The sequence below is a fragment of the Novosphingobium rhizosphaerae genome (assembly GCF_050920675.1).
In the GTDB taxonomy this organism is placed as follows: domain Bacteria; phylum Pseudomonadota; class Alphaproteobacteria; order Sphingomonadales; family Sphingomonadaceae; genus Novosphingobium; species Novosphingobium rhizosphaerae.
This window is the reverse complement of record NZ_CP137861.1, coordinates 303,924-323,327: the sequence shown is the minus strand read 5'-3', so window position 1 is coordinate 323,327 and position 19,404 is coordinate 303,924. Positions and strand designations below refer to the sequence as shown.

Annotated in this window: 29 protein-coding genes; 7 read left to right on the top strand and 22 right to left on the bottom strand. The window is 63.9% G+C overall.

Annotation, left to right across the window (positions count from 1 at the left end):
* Positions 1–4: 4 nt before the first annotated feature.
* Together R9J51_RS01585 and R9J51_RS01580 are read right to left on the bottom strand one after the other, a co-directional pair.
* Positions 5–289 (bottom strand): hypothetical protein, encoded by a 285-nt coding sequence (locus R9J51_RS01585; RefSeq protein WP_179505683.1) that lies wholly within the window; start codon positions 287–289, stop codon positions 5–7.
* Positions 289–432, bottom strand: a complete 144-nt coding sequence (locus R9J51_RS01580) for a hypothetical protein (protein WP_179505682.1) — start codon at positions 430–432, stop codon at positions 289–291. Before R9J51_RS01580 ends, R9J51_RS01585 begins: the two co-directional genes overlap by 1 nt.
* A gap of 85 nt (positions 433–517) precedes the next feature.
* Between R9J51_RS01580 and R9J51_RS01575 the strand changes: the two genes are divergently transcribed.
* From R9J51_RS01575 to R9J51_RS01565, 3 genes are all read left to right on the top strand, one after another.
* Positions 518–706, top strand: coding sequence for a hypothetical protein (locus R9J51_RS01575; RefSeq protein WP_218843805.1), 189 nt, complete (start codon positions 518–520; stop codon positions 704–706).
* A 214-nt stretch (positions 707–920) separates the two neighbouring features.
* Positions 921–1,688 (top strand): BRO family protein, encoded by a 768-nt coding sequence (locus tag R9J51_RS01570; RefSeq protein WP_179505681.1) that lies wholly within the window; start codon positions 921–923, stop codon positions 1,686–1,688.
* Positions 1,689–2,023: 335 nt separating this feature from the next.
* Positions 2,024–2,209, top strand: a complete 186-nt coding sequence (locus tag R9J51_RS01565) for a hypothetical protein (RefSeq protein ID WP_179505680.1) — start codon at positions 2,024–2,026, stop codon at positions 2,207–2,209.
* A 450-nt stretch (positions 2,210–2,659) separates the two neighbouring features.
* Here the strand turns inward: R9J51_RS01565 and R9J51_RS01560 are convergent, their stop codons facing one another.
* The 7 genes from R9J51_RS01560 to R9J51_RS01530 form a co-directional block, all read right to left on the bottom strand.
* Positions 2,660–2,872, bottom strand: coding sequence for a hypothetical protein (locus R9J51_RS01560; RefSeq protein WP_179505679.1), 213 nt, complete (start codon positions 2,870–2,872; stop codon positions 2,660–2,662).
* A 152-nt stretch (positions 2,873–3,024) separates the two neighbouring features.
* A complete protein-coding gene (locus R9J51_RS01555; RefSeq protein WP_179505678.1) occupies positions 3,025–3,507 on the bottom strand; it encodes a hypothetical protein in 483 nt (160 codons plus the stop codon).
* Positions 3,504–6,155 carry a toprim domain-containing protein gene (locus R9J51_RS01550; protein WP_179505677.1) on the bottom strand — a complete coding sequence of 884 codons (2,652 nt, stop codon included), beginning with the start codon at positions 6,153–6,155 and terminating at the stop codon, positions 3,504–3,506. The genes R9J51_RS01555 and R9J51_RS01550 overlap by 4 nt, the downstream gene beginning before the upstream one ends.
* On the bottom strand, positions 6,152–6,514 hold the full coding sequence (locus tag R9J51_RS01545; RefSeq protein WP_179505676.1) for a hypothetical protein: 363 nt from the start codon (positions 6,512–6,514) through the stop codon (positions 6,152–6,154). The genes R9J51_RS01550 and R9J51_RS01545 overlap by 4 nt, the downstream gene beginning before the upstream one ends.
* A gap of 76 nt (positions 6,515–6,590) precedes the next feature.
* A complete protein-coding gene (locus R9J51_RS01540; RefSeq protein ID WP_171800911.1) occupies positions 6,591–6,953 on the bottom strand; it encodes an ogr/Delta-like zinc finger family protein in 363 nt (120 codons plus the stop codon).
* A complete protein-coding gene (locus R9J51_RS01535; protein ID WP_179505675.1) occupies positions 6,950–7,456 on the bottom strand; it encodes a hypothetical protein in 507 nt (168 codons plus the stop codon). The genes R9J51_RS01540 and R9J51_RS01535 overlap by 4 nt, the downstream gene beginning before the upstream one ends.
* Positions 7,453–7,773 (bottom strand): YdaS family helix-turn-helix protein, encoded by a 321-nt coding sequence (locus tag R9J51_RS01530; RefSeq protein ID WP_179505674.1) that lies wholly within the window; start codon positions 7,771–7,773, stop codon positions 7,453–7,455. Before R9J51_RS01530 ends, R9J51_RS01535 begins: the two co-directional genes overlap by 4 nt.
* A gap of 47 nt (positions 7,774–7,820) precedes the next feature.
* On the opposite strand from R9J51_RS01530, the gene R9J51_RS01525 reads away from it, so the two are divergent.
* The 3 genes from R9J51_RS01525 to gvpU are packed head-to-tail and all read left to right on the top strand — an operon-like array spanning position 7,821 to position 9,600.
* Positions 7,821–8,528, top strand: a complete 708-nt coding sequence (locus tag R9J51_RS01525; protein WP_179562302.1) for a S24 family peptidase — start codon at positions 7,821–7,823, stop codon at positions 8,526–8,528.
* A 32-nt stretch (positions 8,529–8,560) separates the two neighbouring features.
* Entirely contained in the window at positions 8,561–9,079 is a 519-nt protein-coding gene (locus R9J51_RS01520) for an Ltp family lipoprotein (RefSeq protein ID WP_179505672.1), read from the top strand.
* Positions 9,080–9,126: 47 nt separating this feature from the next.
* Positions 9,127–9,600 carry a gas vesicle accessory protein GvpU gene (gene gvpU / locus R9J51_RS01515; protein WP_179505671.1) on the top strand — a complete coding sequence of 158 codons (474 nt, stop codon included), beginning with the start codon at positions 9,127–9,129 and terminating at the stop codon, positions 9,598–9,600.
* Between the two features lie 15 nt (positions 9,601–9,615).
* Here gvpU and R9J51_RS01510 read toward each other — a convergent pair whose 3' ends face one another.
* The 8 genes from R9J51_RS01510 to R9J51_RS01475 form a co-directional block, all read right to left on the bottom strand.
* Entirely contained in the window at positions 9,616–10,611 is a 996-nt protein-coding gene (locus tag R9J51_RS01510; RefSeq protein WP_179505670.1) for a contractile injection system protein, VgrG/Pvc8 family, read from the bottom strand.
* Positions 10,612–10,614: 3 nt separating this feature from the next.
* A complete protein-coding gene (locus tag R9J51_RS01505) occupies positions 10,615–11,013 on the bottom strand; it encodes a phage tail protein (RefSeq protein ID WP_179505669.1) in 399 nt (132 codons plus the stop codon).
* The gene (locus R9J51_RS01500) at positions 11,013–13,370 is read right to left on the bottom strand and encodes a phage tail tape measure protein (RefSeq protein ID WP_179505668.1); all 2,358 of its coding nucleotides are present in this window, start codon (positions 13,368–13,370) and stop codon (positions 11,013–11,015) included. Before R9J51_RS01500 ends, R9J51_RS01505 begins: the two co-directional genes overlap by 1 nt.
* Positions 13,367–13,507: a GpE family phage tail protein gene (locus R9J51_RS01495; protein WP_218843523.1), complete on the bottom strand. Its 141-nt coding sequence runs from the start codon at positions 13,505–13,507 to the stop codon at positions 13,367–13,369. Before R9J51_RS01495 ends, R9J51_RS01500 begins: the two co-directional genes overlap by 4 nt.
* Positions 13,504–13,854, bottom strand: a complete 351-nt coding sequence (locus R9J51_RS01490; protein ID WP_179505667.1) for a phage tail assembly protein — start codon at positions 13,852–13,854, stop codon at positions 13,504–13,506. The genes R9J51_RS01495 and R9J51_RS01490 overlap by 4 nt, the downstream gene beginning before the upstream one ends.
* Before the next feature lie 299 nt (positions 13,855–14,153).
* Positions 14,154–14,663 carry a phage major tail tube protein gene (locus tag R9J51_RS01485; protein WP_179505666.1) on the bottom strand — a complete coding sequence of 170 codons (510 nt, stop codon included), beginning with the start codon at positions 14,661–14,663 and terminating at the stop codon, positions 14,154–14,156.
* Positions 14,664–14,702: 39 nt separating this feature from the next.
* Positions 14,703–15,866 carry a phage tail sheath subtilisin-like domain-containing protein gene (locus tag R9J51_RS01480; RefSeq protein ID WP_179505665.1) on the bottom strand — a complete coding sequence of 388 codons (1,164 nt, stop codon included), beginning with the start codon at positions 15,864–15,866 and terminating at the stop codon, positions 14,703–14,705.
* Between the two features lie 12 nt (positions 15,867–15,878).
* On the bottom strand, positions 15,879–16,226 hold the full coding sequence (locus tag R9J51_RS01475; RefSeq protein ID WP_432787769.1) for a GPW/gp25 family protein: 348 nt from the start codon (positions 16,224–16,226) through the stop codon (positions 15,879–15,881).
* A 212-nt stretch (positions 16,227–16,438) separates the two neighbouring features.
* On the opposite strand from R9J51_RS01475, the gene R9J51_RS01470 reads away from it, so the two are divergent.
* Positions 16,439–17,092: a DUF4145 domain-containing protein gene (locus tag R9J51_RS01470; protein ID WP_179505663.1), complete on the top strand. Its 654-nt coding sequence runs from the start codon at positions 16,439–16,441 to the stop codon at positions 17,090–17,092.
* A gap of 61 nt (positions 17,093–17,153) precedes the next feature.
* Here the strand turns inward: R9J51_RS01470 and R9J51_RS01465 are convergent, their stop codons facing one another.
* From R9J51_RS01465 to R9J51_RS01445, 5 genes are read right to left on the bottom strand one after another with little or no spacing between them, the layout of a single operon-like run.
* Positions 17,154–17,705, bottom strand: coding sequence for a phage baseplate assembly protein V (locus R9J51_RS01465; RefSeq protein ID WP_432787768.1), 552 nt, complete (start codon positions 17,703–17,705; stop codon positions 17,154–17,156).
* Positions 17,702–18,271 (bottom strand): hypothetical protein, encoded by a 570-nt coding sequence (locus R9J51_RS01460; RefSeq protein WP_179505662.1) that lies wholly within the window; start codon positions 18,269–18,271, stop codon positions 17,702–17,704. The genes R9J51_RS01465 and R9J51_RS01460 overlap by 4 nt, the downstream gene beginning before the upstream one ends.
* Entirely contained in the window at positions 18,268–18,525 is a 258-nt protein-coding gene (locus R9J51_RS01455; protein ID WP_179505661.1) for a hypothetical protein, read from the bottom strand. Before R9J51_RS01455 ends, R9J51_RS01460 begins: the two co-directional genes overlap by 4 nt.
* Entirely contained in the window at positions 18,525–19,151 is a 627-nt protein-coding gene (locus R9J51_RS01450) for a lysozyme (RefSeq protein ID WP_179505660.1), read from the bottom strand. Before R9J51_RS01450 ends, R9J51_RS01455 begins: the two co-directional genes overlap by 1 nt.
* Complete coding sequence (locus tag R9J51_RS01445) at positions 19,148–19,342, bottom strand: hypothetical protein (RefSeq protein WP_179504174.1); 195 nt, start codon at positions 19,340–19,342, stop codon at positions 19,148–19,150. Before R9J51_RS01445 ends, R9J51_RS01450 begins: the two co-directional genes overlap by 4 nt.
* Positions 19,343–19,404: the final 62 nt, after the last annotated feature.

Here is a 19,404-nt window from a genome sequence, read left to right as displayed (position 1 = left end):
GTTTCTAGTGCCGCTTGCGCCCTGTGGGGCGCGTGGGGGCGTCGGAGGCGTAGGGGATGCCGGTCACCAGCATTTTGCCGAGGCGGGCGAAGGTGCGCAGCTGCACGGCCACCTGTTCGCCGGTGATATCGACCAGGGCCGTGCCGTTGACGTCCATGTCATAGGCGATGGCACTGGCTTCCATGGCGGCGAACAGTTCGCGCAGGGCGTATTCGGCATCCTCGCTGAGGATGAAGCCGGTGGCGCGGAATTGTGCTGCGAGATCGGGCGTTTGCGGGGCGGCGGTCATCAGCGCGCGCTCCCGTCCGGGTTGTGATCGGTCCACAGGCGGCGGAGCAGGGCGGTGCGGCGCGCGGCCTGAAAGTCGATCACGTTGGATGCCGTTGCCGGGCGCCGAGCCGCAGTGATAGGGATGATCTTAGCTTGAGCCATGGGACACTTCCTTGGTTCGGGTCAGGGCCGGGGTGGAAGTTGGCGCTTCCCCTCGGCCTGTTTTCATGTTAACGCGACAACACTGATGATGTCAATTGGTGTTAACGTGACAACGCGAAAAAAACGACCTGACCAAACTGGAACGCTTGTCGGAACTCGTTTCCAGCCCGACGACTTGGCAAACCTCGACAATTGGCGGCGCGAACAGTCGGACATACCGGCGCGCCCGGAAGCCATCCGCCGTCTGGTGCGCAAGGCGCTGGAAAAGGGATGAGGGTGCTCTCGGACGCCTGCCTAAGCCGAAGGGTTCCGCCCCAAGTTGGGGCGAAAGCCGGGCGCTCGATGGCGTCGGAATTTCCGACGCCATCCGGGAATTCACCAACCAGGTTTTGCGGCGAATCACCGCAGAACCCCTGTGCAACGCGTCCCGTTCGCAAGGGTGTCGTCTTTAGCGACACCCCTTTCCAAAATTTCGGGAGCATTGTGCAATGAGCCAACTGATCCCACTGCATTTCGAGGATGCCGACGTCCGCATGGTGATGCGTGATGGCGATCCTTGGTTCGTTCTCGCTGAGGTATGTCGCGCCCTCGGCATCAAAAACGCTCGCCAAGTGGCATCTCGGTTGGATGACGACGAAAAGGGTGTCATTATAAATGACACCCTTGGCGGGCCGCAGGAAATGACACTGGTCAGCGAGCCGGGCGTTTTGAGCGTCGTTCTCCGTTCCGACGGGGCCATTACCAAAGGGACGTTTGCTTACCGCTTCCGTCGTTGGATCACTCACGAAGTTCTCCCGTCGATCCGCAAGCACGGCTGCTATCCGCCCCCGCCAGAAATCGAACTTACCCTTCCAGCGCCCGAGCGCCGGGAGGAAGCGCCCGAACTGGCGACCGAGGGCCAGCGCCTGTTTGCCGAGTTCAAGCGGGTGTTCCACACCGACGACTGGCGCGAGCTGGTGCCGATCCTGTCGCACGCTGTGTCCAAGTCGCGCCTGATCGCCATCCAGCGTGGGGATGGCGTTATGGCGGCCCTGCGCCATGGCGACGCCTGGGCCAAGCTGACCGGCATGGGCATCGATCTGCGCTATGTGCTCGGCAATCGCCGCCTGCTCACGCCGGAAGAGCGCGAGTTGATCGAAAACGTGCGTGGGCTGGGCGCGGATGGGAAGGCGATGGCGCTGCAAAGCTTTGCCCGGCAGATCGGCACCCTGTGCACGAACCCGGATGCCCCGGCGCTGTCTCACCACCGTTCGTGACCGCAATTGCTGCGTTGTCGGCGCGGCCATCACTTCGGCCCCTCTGCGCCGGGCCTGACCCCCAGCGACAAGTGGCAATTGCGCTGCGCCTCGATCAAGGGGCGGCGAAACCGTCCCTCCGCCCAGGCGCAGCGGATCGACCAATCGAGAGATCCGCGGCGGATCATTTCGATATCAGCTGGGCCATGGGGCTGGCGCGCGGGCGGGGCGCAGGCGGCTAGGGCGGTTGCGACAATGCCAGCGGCGATGATGCGAAGCGGTTTGATCCGGCGCGCCGCATCGGATGCAATAATTACAGGGAAAGAAACGCCCTGTGATCGAGCTGGAGCCAGACCATGAAAATTCGCCGCTACCGCATTTCGCGTCTTACCGATCTCGAACAGCGCGCTTGGCGCCTTTATAAACGCGCACTGGAGGCCGGTAATATACCCGCCGGCTTGCATTTTGGGCGCCGAATCGAGGCGTTTGATCGACTGGCTAGCGCAACATCGATAGCGACACTTGAGCGCTATCGCGATTGAATGCAAAGCTGAGGACGAAATGGGCGGTGCCGCGTGGCGCCGCCCATTTTCGTTGTCGGTAGAAGGTGCCCGGGAATGACGAAGCGCGGCGAGGGGCTTACTTTTGTCGCGGGTGGGGGCTTGCGTCGCCAACTCACGCAGCGCGCGTGGAAAGCACGCAAGTTTTGCGGTATGATCCGCCCAGCCACTGGGTCGTGGGGTATTCAATCGCTGTCCCGGGTAGCTGCAAACTACCATCGGGCACCGACGCCGCCGGGTTCGATTCCTGGCCATTTTTGCCATCGTTTTGCTTCCTTGCCTTGCGAGGTAGAGGCTGGTTTCACCGGGGGAGGCAGTGCTCGATCGGGCAGCGGGCGAAGCCGGCGATGACGCGATCGAGGATGTGCAGGGCGGCGCTCAGCGCCAGGGCGAGAGCGACGGCGCGGCCTATGTCGCGGGGGCCGAGGGCGATCACTGGGCCGCGTACCTGGGCGAGAGGGGCTTGCGGCGCGGGCGGGGCTGGGTGGCCTCGCGGACCGGGATGCCGGCGCGGGTGCAGTCTTCGCACCAGACCTGGCCGGCGCGGGTGGTCCAGCCCACCGGCAACTGGCCATCGGCGGCGGTGTGGTTGTTGCCGCAGCGGCATTCGAAGAGGGCAGGCGCGAGGCGGTGGGCAATCGACATGGGCAATCTCCGGTCAGCGGGTGAGGATCGCCAGGCAGTGCGCCCTGGCAGCGGTGAGCCACCGGCGCGGGCCGGCGGGGATGGGAAAGCGGGCGGGCCTGGGCGATGCAGCCGGGCGGCAGGCGCGGCAGGGGCAGGCCATGGGGTGAAGGTCACGCGGCACGGCGGGCCTCCTTTTCGGCGGCCAGTTCGCGCCACAGCACGAAGGTTTGCGCGCGGCAGGCGCGGGTGCGGCGGCCGGGTTCGAGGTGCCAGGCCATGGCGATGACCCATTCGGCCTGGGCGGCCAGCTCGGCCGAAAAGCCGCGATCTTCGCGGGCGATCTCGGCAATGGTGGCGATGCTCTGGTCGAGCGCCTCGCGCATGGCGGGGATCTGTTCCGCCTCGGCCGGCGCGCCTTCCCCAGTGGCCATCCAGTGCCATTCTGCGGCCAGCGCCGCAAACACCGCGATCTGCGCTTCGGCATCGGCGGGGGCCATGCGGCCCTTGGCGACGAGCTGGGGGAAGCGGGTGCGGCGGGTTTCCAGCATGCGCTGGGCCATCTGCCGGATTTCCGCATAGTCGAACGCGGCGGCGGGCGGCTCGGGGCTCTGGATGCCGTGCCAGACCCGGAATTCCTGTTCGGCCCAGGTCATATAATGCGCTCCGCCTTGGCGGGCTGCTCGAATACCCAGCATCCGACGATGTGACCGGCGGGGTTGTTGACCTTCTTGCGGTCGACAAACTTGCGGCTCTTGCTGCCGCGCAGCACCTTCTTGAGCAGATCGACGTTGGGGGCAGAGAGGCCGGCGTTGCGGCAGCGCGATTCGAACTCGGGGAGCTGGATCGCGAAGAGGCGTTCCTTGTCACGCGCCTGGTTGAGCGACTTGCCCTCGCCGTGGTCCTCGGGCTTTTCGCGGGCGAGCAGGTATTCGACCTTTTCCCAGAAATCGGCCACGGCGGGGTGATCGCCGCCGGCACTCAGCTGGCGATCGAGCGCGAGGGCCTCGATCAGGTTGAGCGTTTCGGCCACCCATTCGGGGCGGATGGCGGGGAACAGCGCGGGCAGGGTTTCCACCGCTGCGGCAAGCTGGCGGTGGTTCTTGATGACGCGGTCGTTGTGGAGGCCCTCCACTCGGTTGCGCATGTCGCGTTCATGGAATTCCGACCGCTCGAAATAGCGCTCGAGCCACTTGGCCTCGTGGCGGACGACGTGGACGATGGTGCCGGAAATCTGCTCCATCGGCCATTGTTCGAGCCGGATCGCGGCGGCGCGGGTGGCTTCGTTGCGCCCGCCCTTGTCGATGGACATGGACATGAGGCGCTCGAGCACGGCGGGGATCGCGTCGATCCGCTCGTTCTGGACCAGATAGATCGTGCCGAGGAACGGCGGTTCGCTGGTTTCGACGCCGTTGCTCTTCTGTCCGGTGCCGCGCGGCGACCGGCCGTTGAACAGCACCAGCAATTCGTTGTGGTCGAACTGCCGCCCACCAGTGCGCTTTTCGTCGTTGCGGCCGCTTTCGATCAGGCCGACCGGCAGGTTGGCCACCTTGATCAGGCTGCGCGCGATGAAGGCCGGGGTGGCCTTGTTGGGATCAAAACCTTCGTATCCGCTGCGGCCGAGCAGCTTCCACAGGAACTCGATCAGGGTGGATTTGCCCGAGCCGGGCTGGCCGGTGATCTCGAGGAAGCCGATGGACTTTTCGCGCTGGCGGATCTGCACCGCGAAAAGCGACATGACGAAGAAGGCCAGGCCGACCATGGCCTTTGGCCCCCAGGCGGTCCACAGGTCTGGCACCCAGGCGAGATCGAGGCGCTCCGGGTCATATTCGATGTCGAGCAGGCGTTCGTTGCTGCGCGGCTTGACCGCCGCCTTGCCGAAATCGAAATAGGCCTCGCGGTTGATCTCCACCACGCGGCCTTCGCGCACGGCGAGATCGCCCAGCAGCCAGGCGCGGTGCGCGGCGGAATAGCCGGTGAAGTATATCGGCTCGACCACCTTCAAATTGCGGGTCTGCGCCCGCATCATCCGGTCGAGCTGCTCGCCGCTGCCGCTCCACATTCCGGCAAACGCCATCATGCGCTTCTTGAATTCGCCGCTGTTGGCGCAAGCGGCGGACGAGAACCGGGCCTTCACGGGCCGGTCCTCGAACGGGAAGTCGATGTGCAGGAAGTAGCTGGTTTCGTCCGCGATTTCGTCGCGTTCGCGGTAGAGCAGGCGGAACGCGCAGTTGGCGATTTCCTCCACCACGATGCGGCGCTTCTGGGTCTCTTCGTCGAACGAGACCTTGCAGGACCACAGGCGGTTCTTATGGCGGAATTCGAACGTGGAAACCGCCTGCTTGTGGTCCGCGATCAGGCGGGCCTTGTCGCGGGCGGTCTCGGCGATCGTGATCGCGCCGTTGTAGGCATATTGTTCGAACGCCCAGTCGGAAAGCGGGGCCTTTTCCTTGTCGCCCGCCCAGTCGAGGTGTTCCTTGAGAAGGTCGTTCCAGTCCTTCTTGGTGCCCTCGCCATCGGGGCGCACCTGCATGGCGCTGGCGTCCCAGCCCTCGGCCGTGGCGCGCTTCACATACTTGATGGTGTATTCGACGCCGGCGCGGCCGACGTCGAAAGCGAAGACGAGGCGGGGCCGCGTGGTGCGCTTGATGCGCTCCAGTTCGACGCGCAGATCGGCGAGGAAGTGTTCCGGCCAATTGTTGGTGGACATGGCCGATACCGCAACCTTGTGCACCTGGCACAGGGCGGTGGCGTCAAAGATGCCTTCGGTGATCAGGATCTCTTCCGCCTTCGCGATCTCTTCCATCGAGAGGCGCGGCGGAATCCAGCAGTGGCCCTTGTACGCGCCGCCTGCGCGGAAATGGGCCTTTTTCTCGAACCGGCCCGGCCGGTCGATAAGCCGCTCCCAATAGGTGTTGCCCACGGCGAAGCGGACGGTGGCCGAGGTGTGGCCCGTCTTGTGATCGCGGTACAGTTCCTGGGTGTAGCTGCCGCGCAGGAGGCGCAGATCGAGGCACCGCTCGTGCTGCAGATAGGCATCAGCGGTGGCGGTGGGGTTTTCTTCGGTTTCGGGGAAGCGCTTGGACCAATCCTCGAACAGATCGGGCAGGGCATCGCGCACGGTGATTTCCCACCCGCAGCGGTCCTGGCGGCCACAACGGATGATCTTAGGATCCTTGGCGGCACAGAACGCTTCGCGCTTGCCGCAGGCCGGGCAGGTGCCCTCCTGCAACCAGGCGCCCTTGGTCTTGCGGAACTGGTATTGGGCCTGCAGGCCCTTCAAGATTTCGGCTTCGAGGTTCACGCGGCGCGGCCCTCGATCAGCAGGCAGGTGCGCAGGACCAGGTCGCGACCGGCGGCGGTGAGCGCGAAGCGTGCGCTGCTTTGCCGCATTGCCTCTCGGGCCAGCTTCTGCAGGCTCCGCTTCCAGGCTGCATCGGTGAAGGTCACCAGCCCTTCGCCTTGGCCGAAGGGCGCGCCCTCGATGTCGACATAGGCGGCAGGCGCCCAGAACTGCAGCTCGGCAAAGCCGGCGACAGATGCGAGAAAGGCCCGCTCGGCCGCGATCAGGTGCGGGGCGGTGATCTGCAGCGCATGGTCAAACGAAGTCCTGCCCGATGTGGGCAGGGCGGGTTGGCTGGTGGCGCGGTGCGCGCTGGGCATAGGTCCCCCTCCGGCGGAATCGCCGTTGAAAAATTCGCTGTGGTGTGGGTGGCTGGCGGGCGGTCGCCCGGCGGGATCAGCCCGAGAACATGCTCATCTGCCGCTCATCGTCTTCCTTTTCGGTGGGGAAGACGTGGGGCACCTGATCGCGCGGGCAGACCTTGAGATTGAGATCCGCGCGATCGATCAGACCGGGGTTGAAGCTGTGCACGAAGGCCAGCTCCGCCAGCCAGGTGTGGCCGCAGCCGGTGTTGGTGCAGTGGCAGGTGAGGTGCTTGACCGTTTCCGTGATGCGCTGCGACCGGCGGATATAGGCCGGGGCATCGCACTTGGGGCAGAGGATCAGCGCGCGGTTGGCCTGGGTGCCGCGCGACGACATGCGGAATTCCAGCGGCGCGTGGATCAGCGGCCGCGAGTGAAGATGGCCTTCGCCGCTCATGTGGGGGTCCCTCCCGTGGTGGCTTTTCGCAGCCCAAGCTGTTCAACGATCGACACGAACTCGCCGGGGCCTTCGATGGCAGCCAGGCCGTCGGTCAGCTTGTCGATCGCTTCCTGCACTTCCTTCTTGGCCTCACGGCGCGCCGCGGCGCTATTGGGTTGGCCGCTGGCCTTGATCAGGGCGGCCACGGCCTCGCCGGTTTCCTTCGCCGCGCCCATGGCGATTTCCGCCAGATCATGGCCGTCTGCCTCGTGCGCGGCGATATCGAGGCGCAACGCCAAGAGGCGGTGGAACGGGGCATGGTTGCCGCCGCGCTCCAGGAACGCGCGATCTAGGCGCTCGGCATCGATCATGCGGATTTCGGTTTCGCAATCGTGGTCTGACCAGAGGCGCACGGCCCGGCCGGAGACACCGCAGATCGCGCCGCAGGTGTCCCAACCAATCACAGCCGCAACCTCGGTGAGGGTGGATTCATAGGTGAGGGGTTCGCGCCGTTTCGTCATGCTGCGGCACCCCGCTTCGAAGCGCGTTGCTGATTGAAGAGGACCGCAGCCTGGTAGCGATCTACGCGCTGATCGACGCCATGCCAGCGAGGCCCTGGCGCCAAATCAACAGGATAGAGATCGGGGCGCAGATGATGACGAGGAACGCCAGTAACTTCCTCCGCTTTGAGGACGTGTTCGGCGGGGAGCTGCTTCGATTGGTTCAGCCACCGCCAAACTGTCGGCTGAGATACGTCGAATGCTTCGGCCATAGCCTCTTGCGTTGGGAAGCAATCGGCCACCTGCATCAGGGCTTCAAAGCGCGTCGGTGTCGTCATACGCTTACGTATATACGTGAACGAATAATCGTCAACGGGAAAGTTGGATGAACTGTTATTCGGTTCCGTATAATCGTGTTGTCATGTGGGAAATCGTACCGGAAAACCTGATTGCAGCCATGCTGCGGGCCGGTATGAACCAGTCGCAATTGGCATCTGCGGTTGGCGTCAAGCAGCCATCGATCGGGCGGCTGATCAGCGGTGAAACCAAGACAACCAGGGCGCTCGATCAAATCGCGGCAGTGTTGGGCACGTCGCCAGCCTTTCTGAAGGGGCAAACGGATGATCCTGAAAGGTCGCCGTCGGATCCAGTCGCACTGGTCCCCGTGCAGGCAGCAAATGCCGATATGGTCGAGATCGCTGAGTTCAACTTAGCTTATGGCCTGGGCGGCACTTACATCCATGACGCACCGGCAGAACGGGTCATGCGCCCATTTTCGAAGGTATGGGTGCGGCAGTTCACGCAATCGCCGATCGAGCAGCTTTTTTGGGCCACGGGCAGCGGCACGTCGATGATGCCCGCGATTCTCGACAGCGACATTTTGCTGATAGACACGGGCCAGCGCACGCCGCGCATGTGGGACCACGTCTGGGCCATCGAAATGCACGGCCTTGGCATGATCAAGGCCCTGCGGCCGGGCAAGGAAGGCTCGATGCGCATCCTGTCGCTCAATCCCGATTATCCGGAAGAGGTCGCCTACGACGGCGAAATGAACGTGATCGGCCGCGTGGTGGCGATCGTGCGCAAAATCTAACGACATGAAGTAACGGGCAAACAGGGGACAATATGACCGAAGACAAGAAACCCAGCTTGGGCAAAAGGCTGGGGATCGGGTGCCTTGCGATTTTGGGCATCTTCATCGCGCTAGGCGTGATCGGCGCGATCGTTGGTGACAAAAGCAAACCCGGCGCACCCGCTGCGAATACACCGGCCGGGAACGTTGAAACAAAACACGACGCCGCTGAACCCGCTCCAGTCGAGCAGGAACCGGCGCTGACGGGACCGCAGGAAAATGCTTTGAGGTCGGCGAAACAATATTTGTCCATGCAGGGCTTTTCTAAGAAGGGCTTGATCCAGCAGCTTTCTGCCGACAGTGGCGAGGGATACGACGTGGCAGACGCCACCGCTGCCGTGAATAGCCTCAATGTCGATTGGAACGAGCAGGCCGCTCGGTCGGCGAAGCAATACATCTCAATGCAGGGATTTTCCTGCAAAGGCCTGATCCAACAGCTATCTGCTAGCGCAGGCGAGAAATACACGCTGAGCGAAGCCACCTATGGTGCCAAGCAGGCTGGCGCGTGTTGATTAGCCGGCGCATGTTTTAAACCAGATGTAAATTTTAGGTGGTTGCAATGGAAGATGTGGAAAATAATGAAAACCTTGAAGGTTCAATTGAAGACTTCGAAACTCTAAATCACCGAGAGATACCAGAAAACGTAGATTGGTTTCTTGTTGAAGGCATTTTGGATTTTGCCGAACTTGACACCAATATTCCTATCACCATCAATATAAATGGCATGGTTGTCAGTGGTGTCAGCATCAGTGCGCGCGAATATCTTGAGGGTATGCGCGGTGTGATGCGATCTATGTTTGGCGAAAAAAATGAAAAAATTGTTGATATGGTTATTGATGGATCATTGGAAGTCTATCCAACTCGAGATGAGTTGCTTCGAAAGGGGCATATCAGTAGGGGGTATTTGCACCTGAAGGACGCGCAATATTTCTCTGGTGGTCAGCCGATACCCACAGAGGGCGGTGTCCTTTGGAGGGGGAAGCTCGCGTCAATCGATGGCTTTTCCTGGGGGCAATTCAAGACAGGAAAGTAGCTCGGATATCCCGAGCTAGGCGCTCTGCAATTCGAGCCGCTGTTTCAGGCCGCTGGCGCCCATCGTGGTTTCAAGGCTCTCCACTAGCCACGACGTGCCATCGATCGCGCTGGTCCAGCCTGACAGGCTGGCCTTGGCATTGGGCTGGATCTGCATGTCGGCTGTGGCCAGCTCATAGGTGAAAACGCGCTTGCCGCGCGCTCGCTTCTTGGCCTCGGCCGAGGTGGCCTGCTGGGCCTCTGCCTCACTGGCATAGACGCGCTTCAGGCGTTTGCGGTTGCTGCCGGCGGTTTTGTGGGTGCGGCGCTGGCCGGTGCCGGGATCGTGCCACTGCGCCTCGGCCCCATCATACTGGCCACGATCAGCCTGGCGGCAGGACCAGGTCCAACCGCTCTGGCGGGTTAGGGCGATGGTGGGGATCGTCTTGCCGGTGGCGGTCGTGGCGCTGCCCACCGGCATGAAGATGAGCTGCTTGTTCTTCCACGTCGCCACCGCGTCATAGCGCTGGCCGAGATCCTTGACGAAGGCGTGGTCGCTCTTGTTGTGCTGCTCGAGCAGGGCAATGGCCAGGCCGATCAGATCGGGGTGGACCTGGGCGGACAGCCCATTGCGCGCGGCGATGGCGGAGAGGATGGCGCCCACCGTGGTGTCCTTCCACACCTTCACCCGGCGCTGGCGCGCGGTGCCGGTAAAGTCGGCCGACCGGGCGCGGATCATGATCTTGTCGGGCGGGCCGCTCTCTTCCACCTCGTCCACGCGGAACGCGCCCTTGTCGACCAAGCCGATAGTCACGTCGTCCCCGCTTTCCCAGCCCAGGGCGAGGCGGATGTAGCGGCCGGTGGGTGGCGCCTTCAACTGGCCATCGTGGTTGTGCAGAGTGAGGGACAGCTCGTCTGCCTCTCCGCCGCGCTTTTCGGTGAGGGTCAGCTCGAGGTAACGCGGGTCGATCTTGTCGGCCAGATCGGTGCCATCGTCGAGAGTGAGGCGGATGCCGGCCTTGTTCGCGGCCATCGGTCAGGCCTTGCGCTTGAGCGTGACGGTGAAATCGATGCTGCGCGGGATGCCGCCAGCCATGATGGTCTGGTGGGTGAGATCGAGGCCGACGATCACGTAATAGCCCCAGACCTCGCCCAGGCCGTTCATGAGCGCCCAGGCATCGCCGGTATCGCCCATGCTGACCAGCGTATCGAGCGCGCTGTACTTCCCCGCGATCTCGGGGATGCATGAGCCGCCGATCGTCACGTCGTCGTCACCCGGGCCGATGAACTGCACGGCCGGGCGGGCGCCGAAGCGCTCGCTTGCCTCGTGGCGCCAGGTGATGCGGCGCTGCAGCTCTGAATAGGCGAGCGTGTCCATGCCGAACACGAACATGCCCAGGGTGAGGAGCTGGCCGGGGGTGGGGCCCGATGCCATCAGCGGCCGTCCGTGTCATAGCGCGAGCGGGTGGAAACGCCCTGGGCGGCTTCCAGCTCGCGCCGCACCTGGCGCGCCAGGTCTTTGACGTCCATGCCGGGGGCAGCGTGGACGTGAATGACGATCGGCGCGGCAGCGGTGGGCATGGGGTTTGCAGCGCGGGCCGCTGGCCTGATCGCCGCAGCGGGCGCCAGGCGCGGCGTGGCCGTGGCGATCGAGGGAGAGAGCGACAGCGCGCCGGCCGAGGCGACGTCGATCGCCATGCGCCGCGCCGCCTGGGCAGCGCCACCGCGCCCGCCATCGATGCCCAGGCGCAAGCCATCGGTGATATGCCCGCCCATGGCCATGAAGACCCGCGAGGGCGACTTGATTCCCAGCGCCGCCGCGAATCGCGCGCCCACTGCCCCGGCAAGATCGAGGAATGCCTTGATCACGCTGCCCGTCATCGAGGCGATACCGCGGATCAGGCCGCCGACGATATCGACGCCATAGCCGACAAACTTGCCCGCGATCCCGGCCAGGAAGGTGCCGATCGTGATCCAGGGCTGGATGAAGGGGGCGACGATGCCGGCGACGGTGCGCACCATAGTCATTGTCGCAGCCTTGATGCCGTCCCAGTGCCGATAGACCAGCGACGCGGCATAGACGATCGCGGCGAGCCAGGGCGTGAAGATGACCATGGCGCCGAGGAACAGATTGCGGATCGTGGTCCAGTTGCGCTGGAAGTAGCCCGAGATTGGCCCCCAATAGCGATAGACCGCATAGGCCACCCCGGCGATGGCGATGACGGTTAGGCCGATCGGGCCGGTGAGCAGGGTGAAGCCAGCGGCCAGGCGCGGCAGCATCGTTGCCATGGTGCCCAAGGCCTGGGCGCGGGCGAACCAGCCCCATAGCTGGGCGACAGGGCCGAGCACGTTGCCGAACGCGAATTGCAGCGCACCGATGCCGATGCGCGCGGCCACAGCGCCGGCGAGCAGCGAGGCGAGCGAGCTGGCAAGCTGCGGATTGGCCTGCGCCCACTGTCCCACCGCGTCCATCGCGTTGGTGATGGCGCCAAGGAAGGGCATGAACTGCGGCAGGAGCTTGGTGCCCACGACGATTGCCAGGCGCTGCAACTGGCCGGTGAAATCCTTCCATTGCACGCTGGCGTCGCGCGCCTCGCGTTGGCCGAACGCGCCATCGACGGTGCCGGCGCTCTGGTTCTGGATCTGGCCCCGCATCTGCCGGTATTTGTCCATGTTCTGGATCAGCGCGAGCAGGCCCATCTGCGCCTGCATATCCTCGACCACCCAGCCCAGCTTCTTGGTGTCGCCGCCCGTGGCCCTTTGGGTGACGGTGGCGAAAGCCTCCATCGTCGTCATACCTTGGGCCTGAAATTTCTTCATCGCCGCCGGCAGGTCCACGCCGAACTTCTTCTGGAATGCGGCGATCACGGTGGGCGAGTTGATCTTGGACAGCAGGTTGCCGATGTTGTTGGCCGCCTCGTCGGCATTGCCGGCGGTGTTCATGGCGATTTCGAGCGCGGCGGTGAGATCGGCCACGGCCGGGGTGCCGGTGTCGCCCAGCGCCTGAAGCCGAGCGGTGAGCGCGGGGAAGTTGCGCGCCATGTCCGCCACTTCGAAGCTGCCGACATTGGCGCCTGCGGCCATCATGTCGAGCGCCTTGGCGGTGTCGGCCAGAGGCACCTTGAGGTTGTTGAGGTTGGCGAATGCGGCAGCGCTGCCGTCGGCCAGCTCCACCTTGAACGCTGTTCCGAGCCGGCCGATCGGCCCGATCATCTGGATGGCCTGGCGCGGATCCATGCCCTTGGCCGCCAAGACATCGATGCCGGCGCGCATATCCTCGGGCAACTGGTGCGAGGCGCGCGCCAACTGCATGATGCTGGCGGCCATGCGATCAGTCTCGGCGTTGGTGAGCTGAGCCTTTTGCTGGATATCGACCATGCCGCTGCTGAAATCCATGGCGGCCTTGCCGGCCAGGACGAACGGCGCGGCCATGGCCACGCCGCCCAGCATGTTGTCCTGGCCCCGGCTGCGCAGTTCCTGGCTGCGGCGGGTCATGCCGGCGACTTCGGCATTGATGGCAGCCACGCGCCGCTGGCGCTGCAGCTGGTTGTTCACGCCCTCGATCGCGCGTTCGAGTTCGCGCTCGCGGTTGATTGCCTCGGTAAGGTTGCCGTTGCCCTGCTCGATCTGGCGGCGCGTGGCCTTGAGCTGCTGCTCGAGGCGGCGCTGCTCGCCAGTCAGCGCCTTGATCGAGGTGCTGCCCTGGCGGCTCAAGCCGACGATGTTGCGCAGCGCGCCAGACATCTTGTCGACGCCGATGAAGTTGATGAGCAGGGAGAGCTTGTTGCTCATGACGGCTTGTCCTTACTGCCCCACATGCTGTTCCAGCGATCGATGGCCTTGCCGCGCCAGAGCATGAGATCGGCAAGGTCTAGCGCCTCGATCTCGGCCAGGGGCCAGTGGAAGATCGCGGCGATATCGGCGATCATGTCTTCGGCGCGAATTCCCCGATCATCGCGTTCATCATCTTCCGCTCCGTCGCCGACATGAAAAAACCGCGCACCACTCCCGAGATCTCGGCCAGGTCATCCGCAGCCAGGTCGTTGACTTCGGCGGCAGTGAGCGGCGGGTTGGAGATGCGCGGGATCAGGGTGAGCATGGCCACCACATCGGTGCGCAGCAGATCCTGCAGCGACAGGCCACGAAGCGCGCCGCCGCGCGGCTTGGTCAGGGTGAACGAAGCGATGGTCTGTTCGCCGCGCTTGATCGGCTCGGAGAGATCGACCGTGACGATTTTGGGGCTGGCTTCGGTGGATTCGATCGGAGCGTCGGCCATGTGCGGGGCTTCCTGTGCTGGGCGGGGCGGGAAGGCCGGGGGCGGGAAACGGATAAGCGCCCCCGGCCACCATCGACCGGCGCCCCGCAACAGGACCGGCGATGGATCTGCGATGGGTGTGGTTTGGGGCGAGGCCTGCGCGCGCGCCAGCAGGGTGGCGGGTAAGGGCGGCCATTACCAAGCAAAGTGGGCCTGGGACGGATGCGCAAGCGCCCGTCCCAGGCCCAGCGCCAACCGTGGATGGGCGGCGCCCACCGGCGGCTAGGCGGTTAGGCCCGACCCTGGAGTGTCATTTGATATCAGCTGGTGAGGATGGCCATGATTTCGGCATAGCGATCGATGCCGCCGACGCGTAACACGCCCGCGATCATGTCGATCTCCACTTCCTCGACGCCGTCGACCACGCGGCGGTAATAGGCCGCCGCGCACTTGTACTTGTGCTCGGTGTCGTCGCCGGCCTTGGACTTGCCGAGGTCGATTTCGCTGAAACGCCCGCCCAGGTAGATCTCCACCGCCTGGGCGGCGCTGCCGTCGTCGGCCTGATAGGCGCCGACCAGGCGCAGCGGGGCACCGGCCACGTCCGTGGTGCCGAATGTGCGGATCAGCTCGGCAGTGTGGCCGCCCATGGTGACCGTGGCCTCCATGGGCTCGAGGCCCTTATCGATCTTGATCGGGCCGATCATGCCGCCGCCGCGCCAATCATCGGTGGCGAGCGCCAGCTTGGGTTCTTCGAATTCGCCAAGCACGCCCAGCCAGCTCATGCCGGCGCCATAGGCGTTGATGTTCTTCAGTTTGCGGGGGAGGCCCATGGCCGGATCCTTTCAGCGTGACGCGAGTGGAGAGGGGGATCAGCCGGTCACGCTTGCCGCGAAGCCGGTGTAGTAGATGTCCGTGATCACCAGGTTGACCTGAGGGTTTTCCATCGGGGCACAGGGGGTGAACTGGATGCGGAAATTGGGCCGGCCGGCGGCCAGCTCGCCCGAGGTGTTGGCATCGGCGTCGAAGAACGCCTGGGCGCCGATCACCTTGCCATCGCGCACCAGCTTGCGGAACTGGGCGTTGACCGTCTCGAGCTGGTCCTTGATCAGGCCCACGGTCATGGGCTGGTCGAAGAACGGGCTGAACGCGGCGGCGATCACATCCTGCAGCGCGTAGAGCGTGCGCACCGCGCTTTCGAAGACATATTGGCTCTGATCGTCGCCAGCACAGGTGCGGTTGCCCCAGAAGCGGTAGCCGGCCGAAGTGCGGATGATCGTGGTGATATCGGCATCGTTGAGCAGGCCGGCATCGGTGTCGTTGTCGAGCAGATCGTAATGCACGTCGTGCGTGATCGCGGTGATTCCGGGAACGGTGACGTTGCTGATCGTCTTGTGCCAGCCCACCGTTTCATCGAGGTAGGCGCGCATGCCGAGCGCGCGGGCAATGGCGTCGCCCGTCACGGTGGCCGAGCTGTTGGGCCAGATGAGCATCAGCTCGCGGGCGCCGAAATCCTCGCGATAGGTGCGCGCATCGGCATTGGTGTCGCCGATCGCGCGGGCATAGGCCATGCCGCGCAGCTTCTTGGCCAGGATGGCGAGCTTGGTGGTCACTGCCTGGGTATCAAGGCCGGGGGCGCCGATGATGCGCGGGCGATGGCCGGTGAGGGCCTCCGCCTTCAGCAGGGCCTGCATGCCGGCGTAGCTGGCGCCATCGGTGGCGCCGATCACGGCGGCATCCTGCGCCTCTTCATCCACGCCGACGGCCACGCGCACGATCACGATGGTGGGGGTAACCACATCGTCGATCGCTTCGAGCGCGGCCTTGAGCGTGCCGGCGCTGCCCGCCTTGCCGGCGGCGGCCGCCGCCGAGGTGAACAGCACCGGGGTATTGAGCGGGAAAGCCGCGTCGATCGTGGCCTGGCTTTCGGGCGCGACGGCGGTGGACGTGCCGATCAGGCCGATGATGGCGCTCGACTTCGTGCTGATCGTGCGGGTGCCGGTGGTGGATTCGATAAGGGTGATGCCGTGGGCCATGGCCTGATTCCTTCAGCGGGTGGGCGCGGGGAGCGGGATGGTGAGGGTGACCAGGCTGTTGCCGAGGGCCTGGGCGGTTTTGCCGGTGATGTTGGCGGCGAGGTTGCCCTCGGCCGGGGTGCCGGACAGCGTGACCTTGGTGACGGTCAATTCCGTCTCCCACGTCTGGATGGCCAGCGCGGTGGCGGCGCGCAGCAAGTGCGCGGTTGCGGCGTTGGTGGGCTGGTCGATCAGCTCTTGCCAGAGCGAGCCGAAATCGCGGTAGATGAGGCGGGTGCCGATCGGCGTGGACAGGATTTGCCCGACGCGCTGCGACAGGTGCGCAACGCCCGAAAGGGGCTTTCCCGTGGTGGCGTCCATGCCGTTCATGCCTCACGCAATGCCCCCCGCCACGCGCGCAGGCGAGACGGGGGGCGGGTAAGGGTGGGCTTTACCGTTTCTAGACCAGAAGACTGCGCCAGACTAAGGAGAGCTTCTGCTCAGCAATGATGTCAGCGTTTGGCACCGGCGATTTTTCGCATTTGGTACTTTTTACATACGCACTAGGCCGAAGGCCCACAGGAGGTTCACGAATGAAAACGTCAATTCTTACATTGAGATTCGATGAACTCGTCGGTCAGCTCCAAAAAGTCGAAGCCACCAAACACTACCGCGATGGAGAGTTTGCTTCCGGTGAATATGTCGATAATAATATGAATATAAATTGGAAATTGAAAGCCAGACATCTTATTTCTTTGGCTTGCGGCGAAAAATCCGAGCACTATAGGGCATTCGAAAACGCTGAAAAATCTATATATACGACTAATTACGAAATATTGTTGCGTTTGAAGGCTATTTTTGAGGCGGCGCGTGAGGATTACGAAGCAGGACTTTGCAATAGCTTTCGTAATTTGGTTCAAGCTGAGGTGTTTAGCAGCGAACTTGATCAAGCACGTGAGCTTATGGAAGCAGGATATCTGACAGCCGCTGCGGTGATCGCGGGCACTGTTTTGGAAACAACGTTGAGAGAACTGTGCGACAGTCTCGAGCTGGCGACTGGAAAGCTTGATAAGATGAATGCCGATCTGGCCAAAGCTGGCCATTATAACTTGCTGGTCCAAAAGCGGATCACAGCATTGGCGGACATCCGCAACAACGCTGCCCACGGACATCCTGAAAAATTTACAAAGGATGATGTCCGAGACATGATTGAATATATTGAGGGATTTGTGGGCGATCAGCTTTAACAAATGGCGAATTCTTGTATCGGTTGGAGCCTTAATTAGGCGCGATGCGCACCTACCCACGCTAGTCCGGCTTTTGTGTGTGTGCTGCGCCGGACTGCACGCCGCCGTGGGTATGATCTTTGAGGCTCTTGCCGCCGCCAATAACATCGTCGCTGGCGGTGAGCTTGCCTTCAATAGTCACGTCGCCGCGAATCGTGATGCCGCCGGTCGCCTCGATCGTGGCAGTGGCGCCGGCGGGCAGGATTGCTGTGAGGGCATGGGCGGCGGGATCATAGCCGACGCGTGCGCCGTCTTCGTATTCGACCACTTCCGCCACGGTGCTGCCGGGCGGTGGGGCATTGTCGTTGTTCAAGCCCAGGAGTGCCACGGCGTTGCCGATCTGACCATCGGGGGAGAGCAGCACCACTTCCTCGCCTTCGCTTGGCGGAGACCAGTTGCGCGTCTTGCCGGCGCGGCCTGCCAGCCAGCGGATGGGCGGGGTTTCACAATCCTCGTCCGTGTCCGGGTCGCCATAGCGGACGACGCAACGCGGCGGGGAAAGCATGACCGACGCAACGGTGCCCAGGCGGATCAGGGTAGAGGGATCGGCCGGGATGTCTTCGTCGTCGGTCACGGCGCAGGGGCATCCGGCATGGCGACTGCGGCGCCCGCATCGATCAGGGCGTGGGCATCCTGATACACTTTGGCGATGCGGAGGCCATAGCCGGTGAGCGCGTCATAGTCGGCTCGGGGTACGGCAACCATTTCGGCAGGGTCACCGGATCGGTCATCGAGCGGGGCAGCACGATCGGCTCCGGGCAGATCGGCGTGTCCGGGCTGACGTGCAGCGCAGGATGCTGGCATGCGGTGAGCAGCAGCATAGGCAGCGCCAGCAGCACGGCCGCGCTGGTAATAGGCAGAGGCTTGCGCATCGGAAATCTCCGCAATGGTGGCCGAGACGGCGGCGGGTTGGTGGTTGACGGCGGCTTGGGCAGCGCGCGCGGCGGGTTGCGCGGCTTTGACCTTGGCCAGATCGGCGCGGGCGGTGACGAGATCGGCGCGCAGGTTCGCACGGTCGACCAGGAGCCAGCCTAGCAACGCGACCGTCAGCAGAAACGAAAGGGCGGCCAGGGACAGTCCGGGTCGACGGCGAATTGCGGCCCAGGCGTCGATGGACTTGGCGAGAAGCCAGGCAGTCATTTGGCGCCTCCATCGGTGGTGTTGGTGGCTAGCCCAGGCTGGGGAAGCCAGCGCAGAAACACGGGCAAGGCAAAGGTGATGAAGCCGGCCAGGATCGACGCGATCGGGCGCCAGTTCTGTGGTAGGGCGTCGACGATCTGCGGGACAACCGAGGGGTTATCGACAATCCATCCGACGATCAGAGCGACGATGGCGCACAGACGCACGCTCCAATAGCGCTGCAGCGTGCGCATTTCGGCGAGGAGGCGCTTCATCACGCCGCATCCTTGAGGCAAAGCGCCTGCTCGCGTCCGCGCCGTGCCGCCAGGCCGGGAATGACCACGAGCTTGCCGGCGACGCGCCCCTTGTTCCACGCGAGCAGGGCGTTGCAGGATCCTCGCACGTCGCCGGCATTGATCAGCCGGCGCGCGGTGGACCCGCACCAGTTCGCCACCCCGACGTTGTACGCCAGCGACACGGCAGCAAAGCGCACATAGTCGCGGCGCGGCACGGTGAGAGCGAGGCCGGGCGTGCATTGCATCACGCCCTGGGCGTGCGTCGCTAGCTCCTTTTCGAGCAGAACCGTGCACTGGTCCTCGGTGAGCTTGTCCTTTGCGGTGACACGGCGGCCATCGATCGAGGTGAGGCCGTCGCAGATCGTGGCAACGCCGACGATGTCAAGATAGGCCTGTAGGTATTGCCGGCCGGAAACATGGCGCAGGGTGGCTGTGCCGTCTGGCGCCATGGTGACTTGGACGGTGCGGCCGCTTTCCTCCTTCGGGATCTGGGTGAGCAAGAGCGACGCCGTGACCAGGCCGACGACACTGGCGAGGGCGCCCTTCTTGACCCCGCCGGACGAGACCGATCTGGCCGGGACCGATGGCGTGTTGGTGGCGTTCACAGCCGTTCCTTTCGATGGATCAGGGCTTGGACCGTGGGCGTCTCGTAGATGCGGATGGCGGTCCAGACGATGGTGAGCACGGAGGCAATGACAGGCAGCACGCTGATCAGGCTCCCGAGCAAGGCAGCAAATGAGATGAAATCGAGCGCGTGCTTCACGCCGTCGGGCAGAGCATCGAAGTATTTGTTCACGGATCGGTCCCTGGCGGCGAATGCGCAAACGCGCGCGATGGCCAGTGGTAAGGCCATCGCGC

Bases quoted from the DNA above. Each gene is read 5' to 3' on its own strand.
- R9J51_RS01585 (WP_179505683.1), bottom strand. From the start codon at position 289: ATGACCGCCGCCCCGCAAACGCCCGATCTCGCAGCACAATTCCGCGCC.
- R9J51_RS01580 (WP_179505682.1), bottom strand. From the start codon at position 432: ATGGCTCAAGCTAAGATCATCCCTATCACTGCGGCTCGGCGCCCGGCA.
- R9J51_RS01575 (WP_218843805.1), top strand. From the start codon at position 518: ATGATGTCAATTGGTGTTAACGTGACAACGCGAAAAAAACGACCTGAC.
- R9J51_RS01570 (WP_179505681.1), top strand. From the start codon at position 921: ATGAGCCAACTGATCCCACTGCATTTCGAGGATGCCGACGTCCGCATG.
- R9J51_RS01565 (WP_179505680.1), top strand. From the start codon at position 2,024: ATGAAAATTCGCCGCTACCGCATTTCGCGTCTTACCGATCTCGAACAG.
- R9J51_RS01560 (WP_179505679.1), bottom strand. From the start codon at position 2,872: ATGTCGATTGCCCACCGCCTCGCGCCTGCCCTCTTCGAATGCCGCTGC.
- R9J51_RS01555 (WP_179505678.1), bottom strand. From the start codon at position 3,507: ATGACCTGGGCCGAACAGGAATTCCGGGTCTGGCACGGCATCCAGAGC.
- R9J51_RS01545 (WP_179505676.1), bottom strand. From the start codon at position 6,514: ATGCCCAGCGCGCACCGCGCCACCAGCCAACCCGCCCTGCCCACATCG.
- R9J51_RS01540 (WP_171800911.1), bottom strand. From the start codon at position 6,953: ATGAGCGGCGAAGGCCATCTTCACTCGCGGCCGCTGATCCACGCGCCG.
- R9J51_RS01535 (WP_179505675.1), bottom strand. From the start codon at position 7,456: ATGACGAAACGGCGCGAACCCCTCACCTATGAATCCACCCTCACCGAG.
- R9J51_RS01530 (WP_179505674.1), bottom strand. From the start codon at position 7,773: ATGACGACACCGACGCGCTTTGAAGCCCTGATGCAGGTGGCCGATTGC.
- R9J51_RS01525 (WP_179562302.1), top strand. From the start codon at position 7,821: ATGAACTGTTATTCGGTTCCGTATAATCGTGTTGTCATGTGGGAAATC.
- R9J51_RS01520 (WP_179505672.1), top strand. From the start codon at position 8,561: ATGACCGAAGACAAGAAACCCAGCTTGGGCAAAAGGCTGGGGATCGGG.
- gvpU (WP_179505671.1), top strand. From the start codon at position 9,127: ATGGAAGATGTGGAAAATAATGAAAACCTTGAAGGTTCAATTGAAGAC.
- R9J51_RS01510 (WP_179505670.1), bottom strand. From the start codon at position 10,611: ATGGCCGCGAACAAGGCCGGCATCCGCCTCACTCTCGACGATGGCACC.
- R9J51_RS01505 (WP_179505669.1), bottom strand. From the start codon at position 11,013: ATGGCATCGGGCCCCACCCCCGGCCAGCTCCTCACCCTGGGCATGTTC.
- R9J51_RS01500 (WP_179505668.1), bottom strand. From the start codon at position 13,370: ATGAGCAACAAGCTCTCCCTGCTCATCAACTTCATCGGCGTCGACAAG.
- R9J51_RS01495 (WP_218843523.1), bottom strand. From the start codon at position 13,507: ATGATCGCCGATATCGCCGCGATCTTCCACTGGCCCCTGGCCGAGATC.
- R9J51_RS01490 (WP_179505667.1), bottom strand. From the start codon at position 13,854: ATGGCCGACGCTCCGATCGAATCCACCGAAGCCAGCCCCAAAATCGTC.
- R9J51_RS01485 (WP_179505666.1), bottom strand. From the start codon at position 14,663: ATGGGCCTCCCCCGCAAACTGAAGAACATCAACGCCTATGGCGCCGGC.
- R9J51_RS01480 (WP_179505665.1), bottom strand. From the start codon at position 15,866: ATGGCCCACGGCATCACCCTTATCGAATCCACCACCGGCACCCGCACG.
- R9J51_RS01475 (WP_432787769.1), bottom strand. From the start codon at position 16,226: ATGGACGCCACCACGGGAAAGCCCCTTTCGGGCGTTGCGCACCTGTCG.
- R9J51_RS01470 (WP_179505663.1), top strand. From the start codon at position 16,439: ATGAAAACGTCAATTCTTACATTGAGATTCGATGAACTCGTCGGTCAG.
- R9J51_RS01460 (WP_179505662.1), bottom strand. From the start codon at position 18,271: ATGACTGCCTGGCTTCTCGCCAAGTCCATCGACGCCTGGGCCGCAATT.
- R9J51_RS01455 (WP_179505661.1), bottom strand. From the start codon at position 18,525: ATGAAGCGCCTCCTCGCCGAAATGCGCACGCTGCAGCGCTATTGGAGC.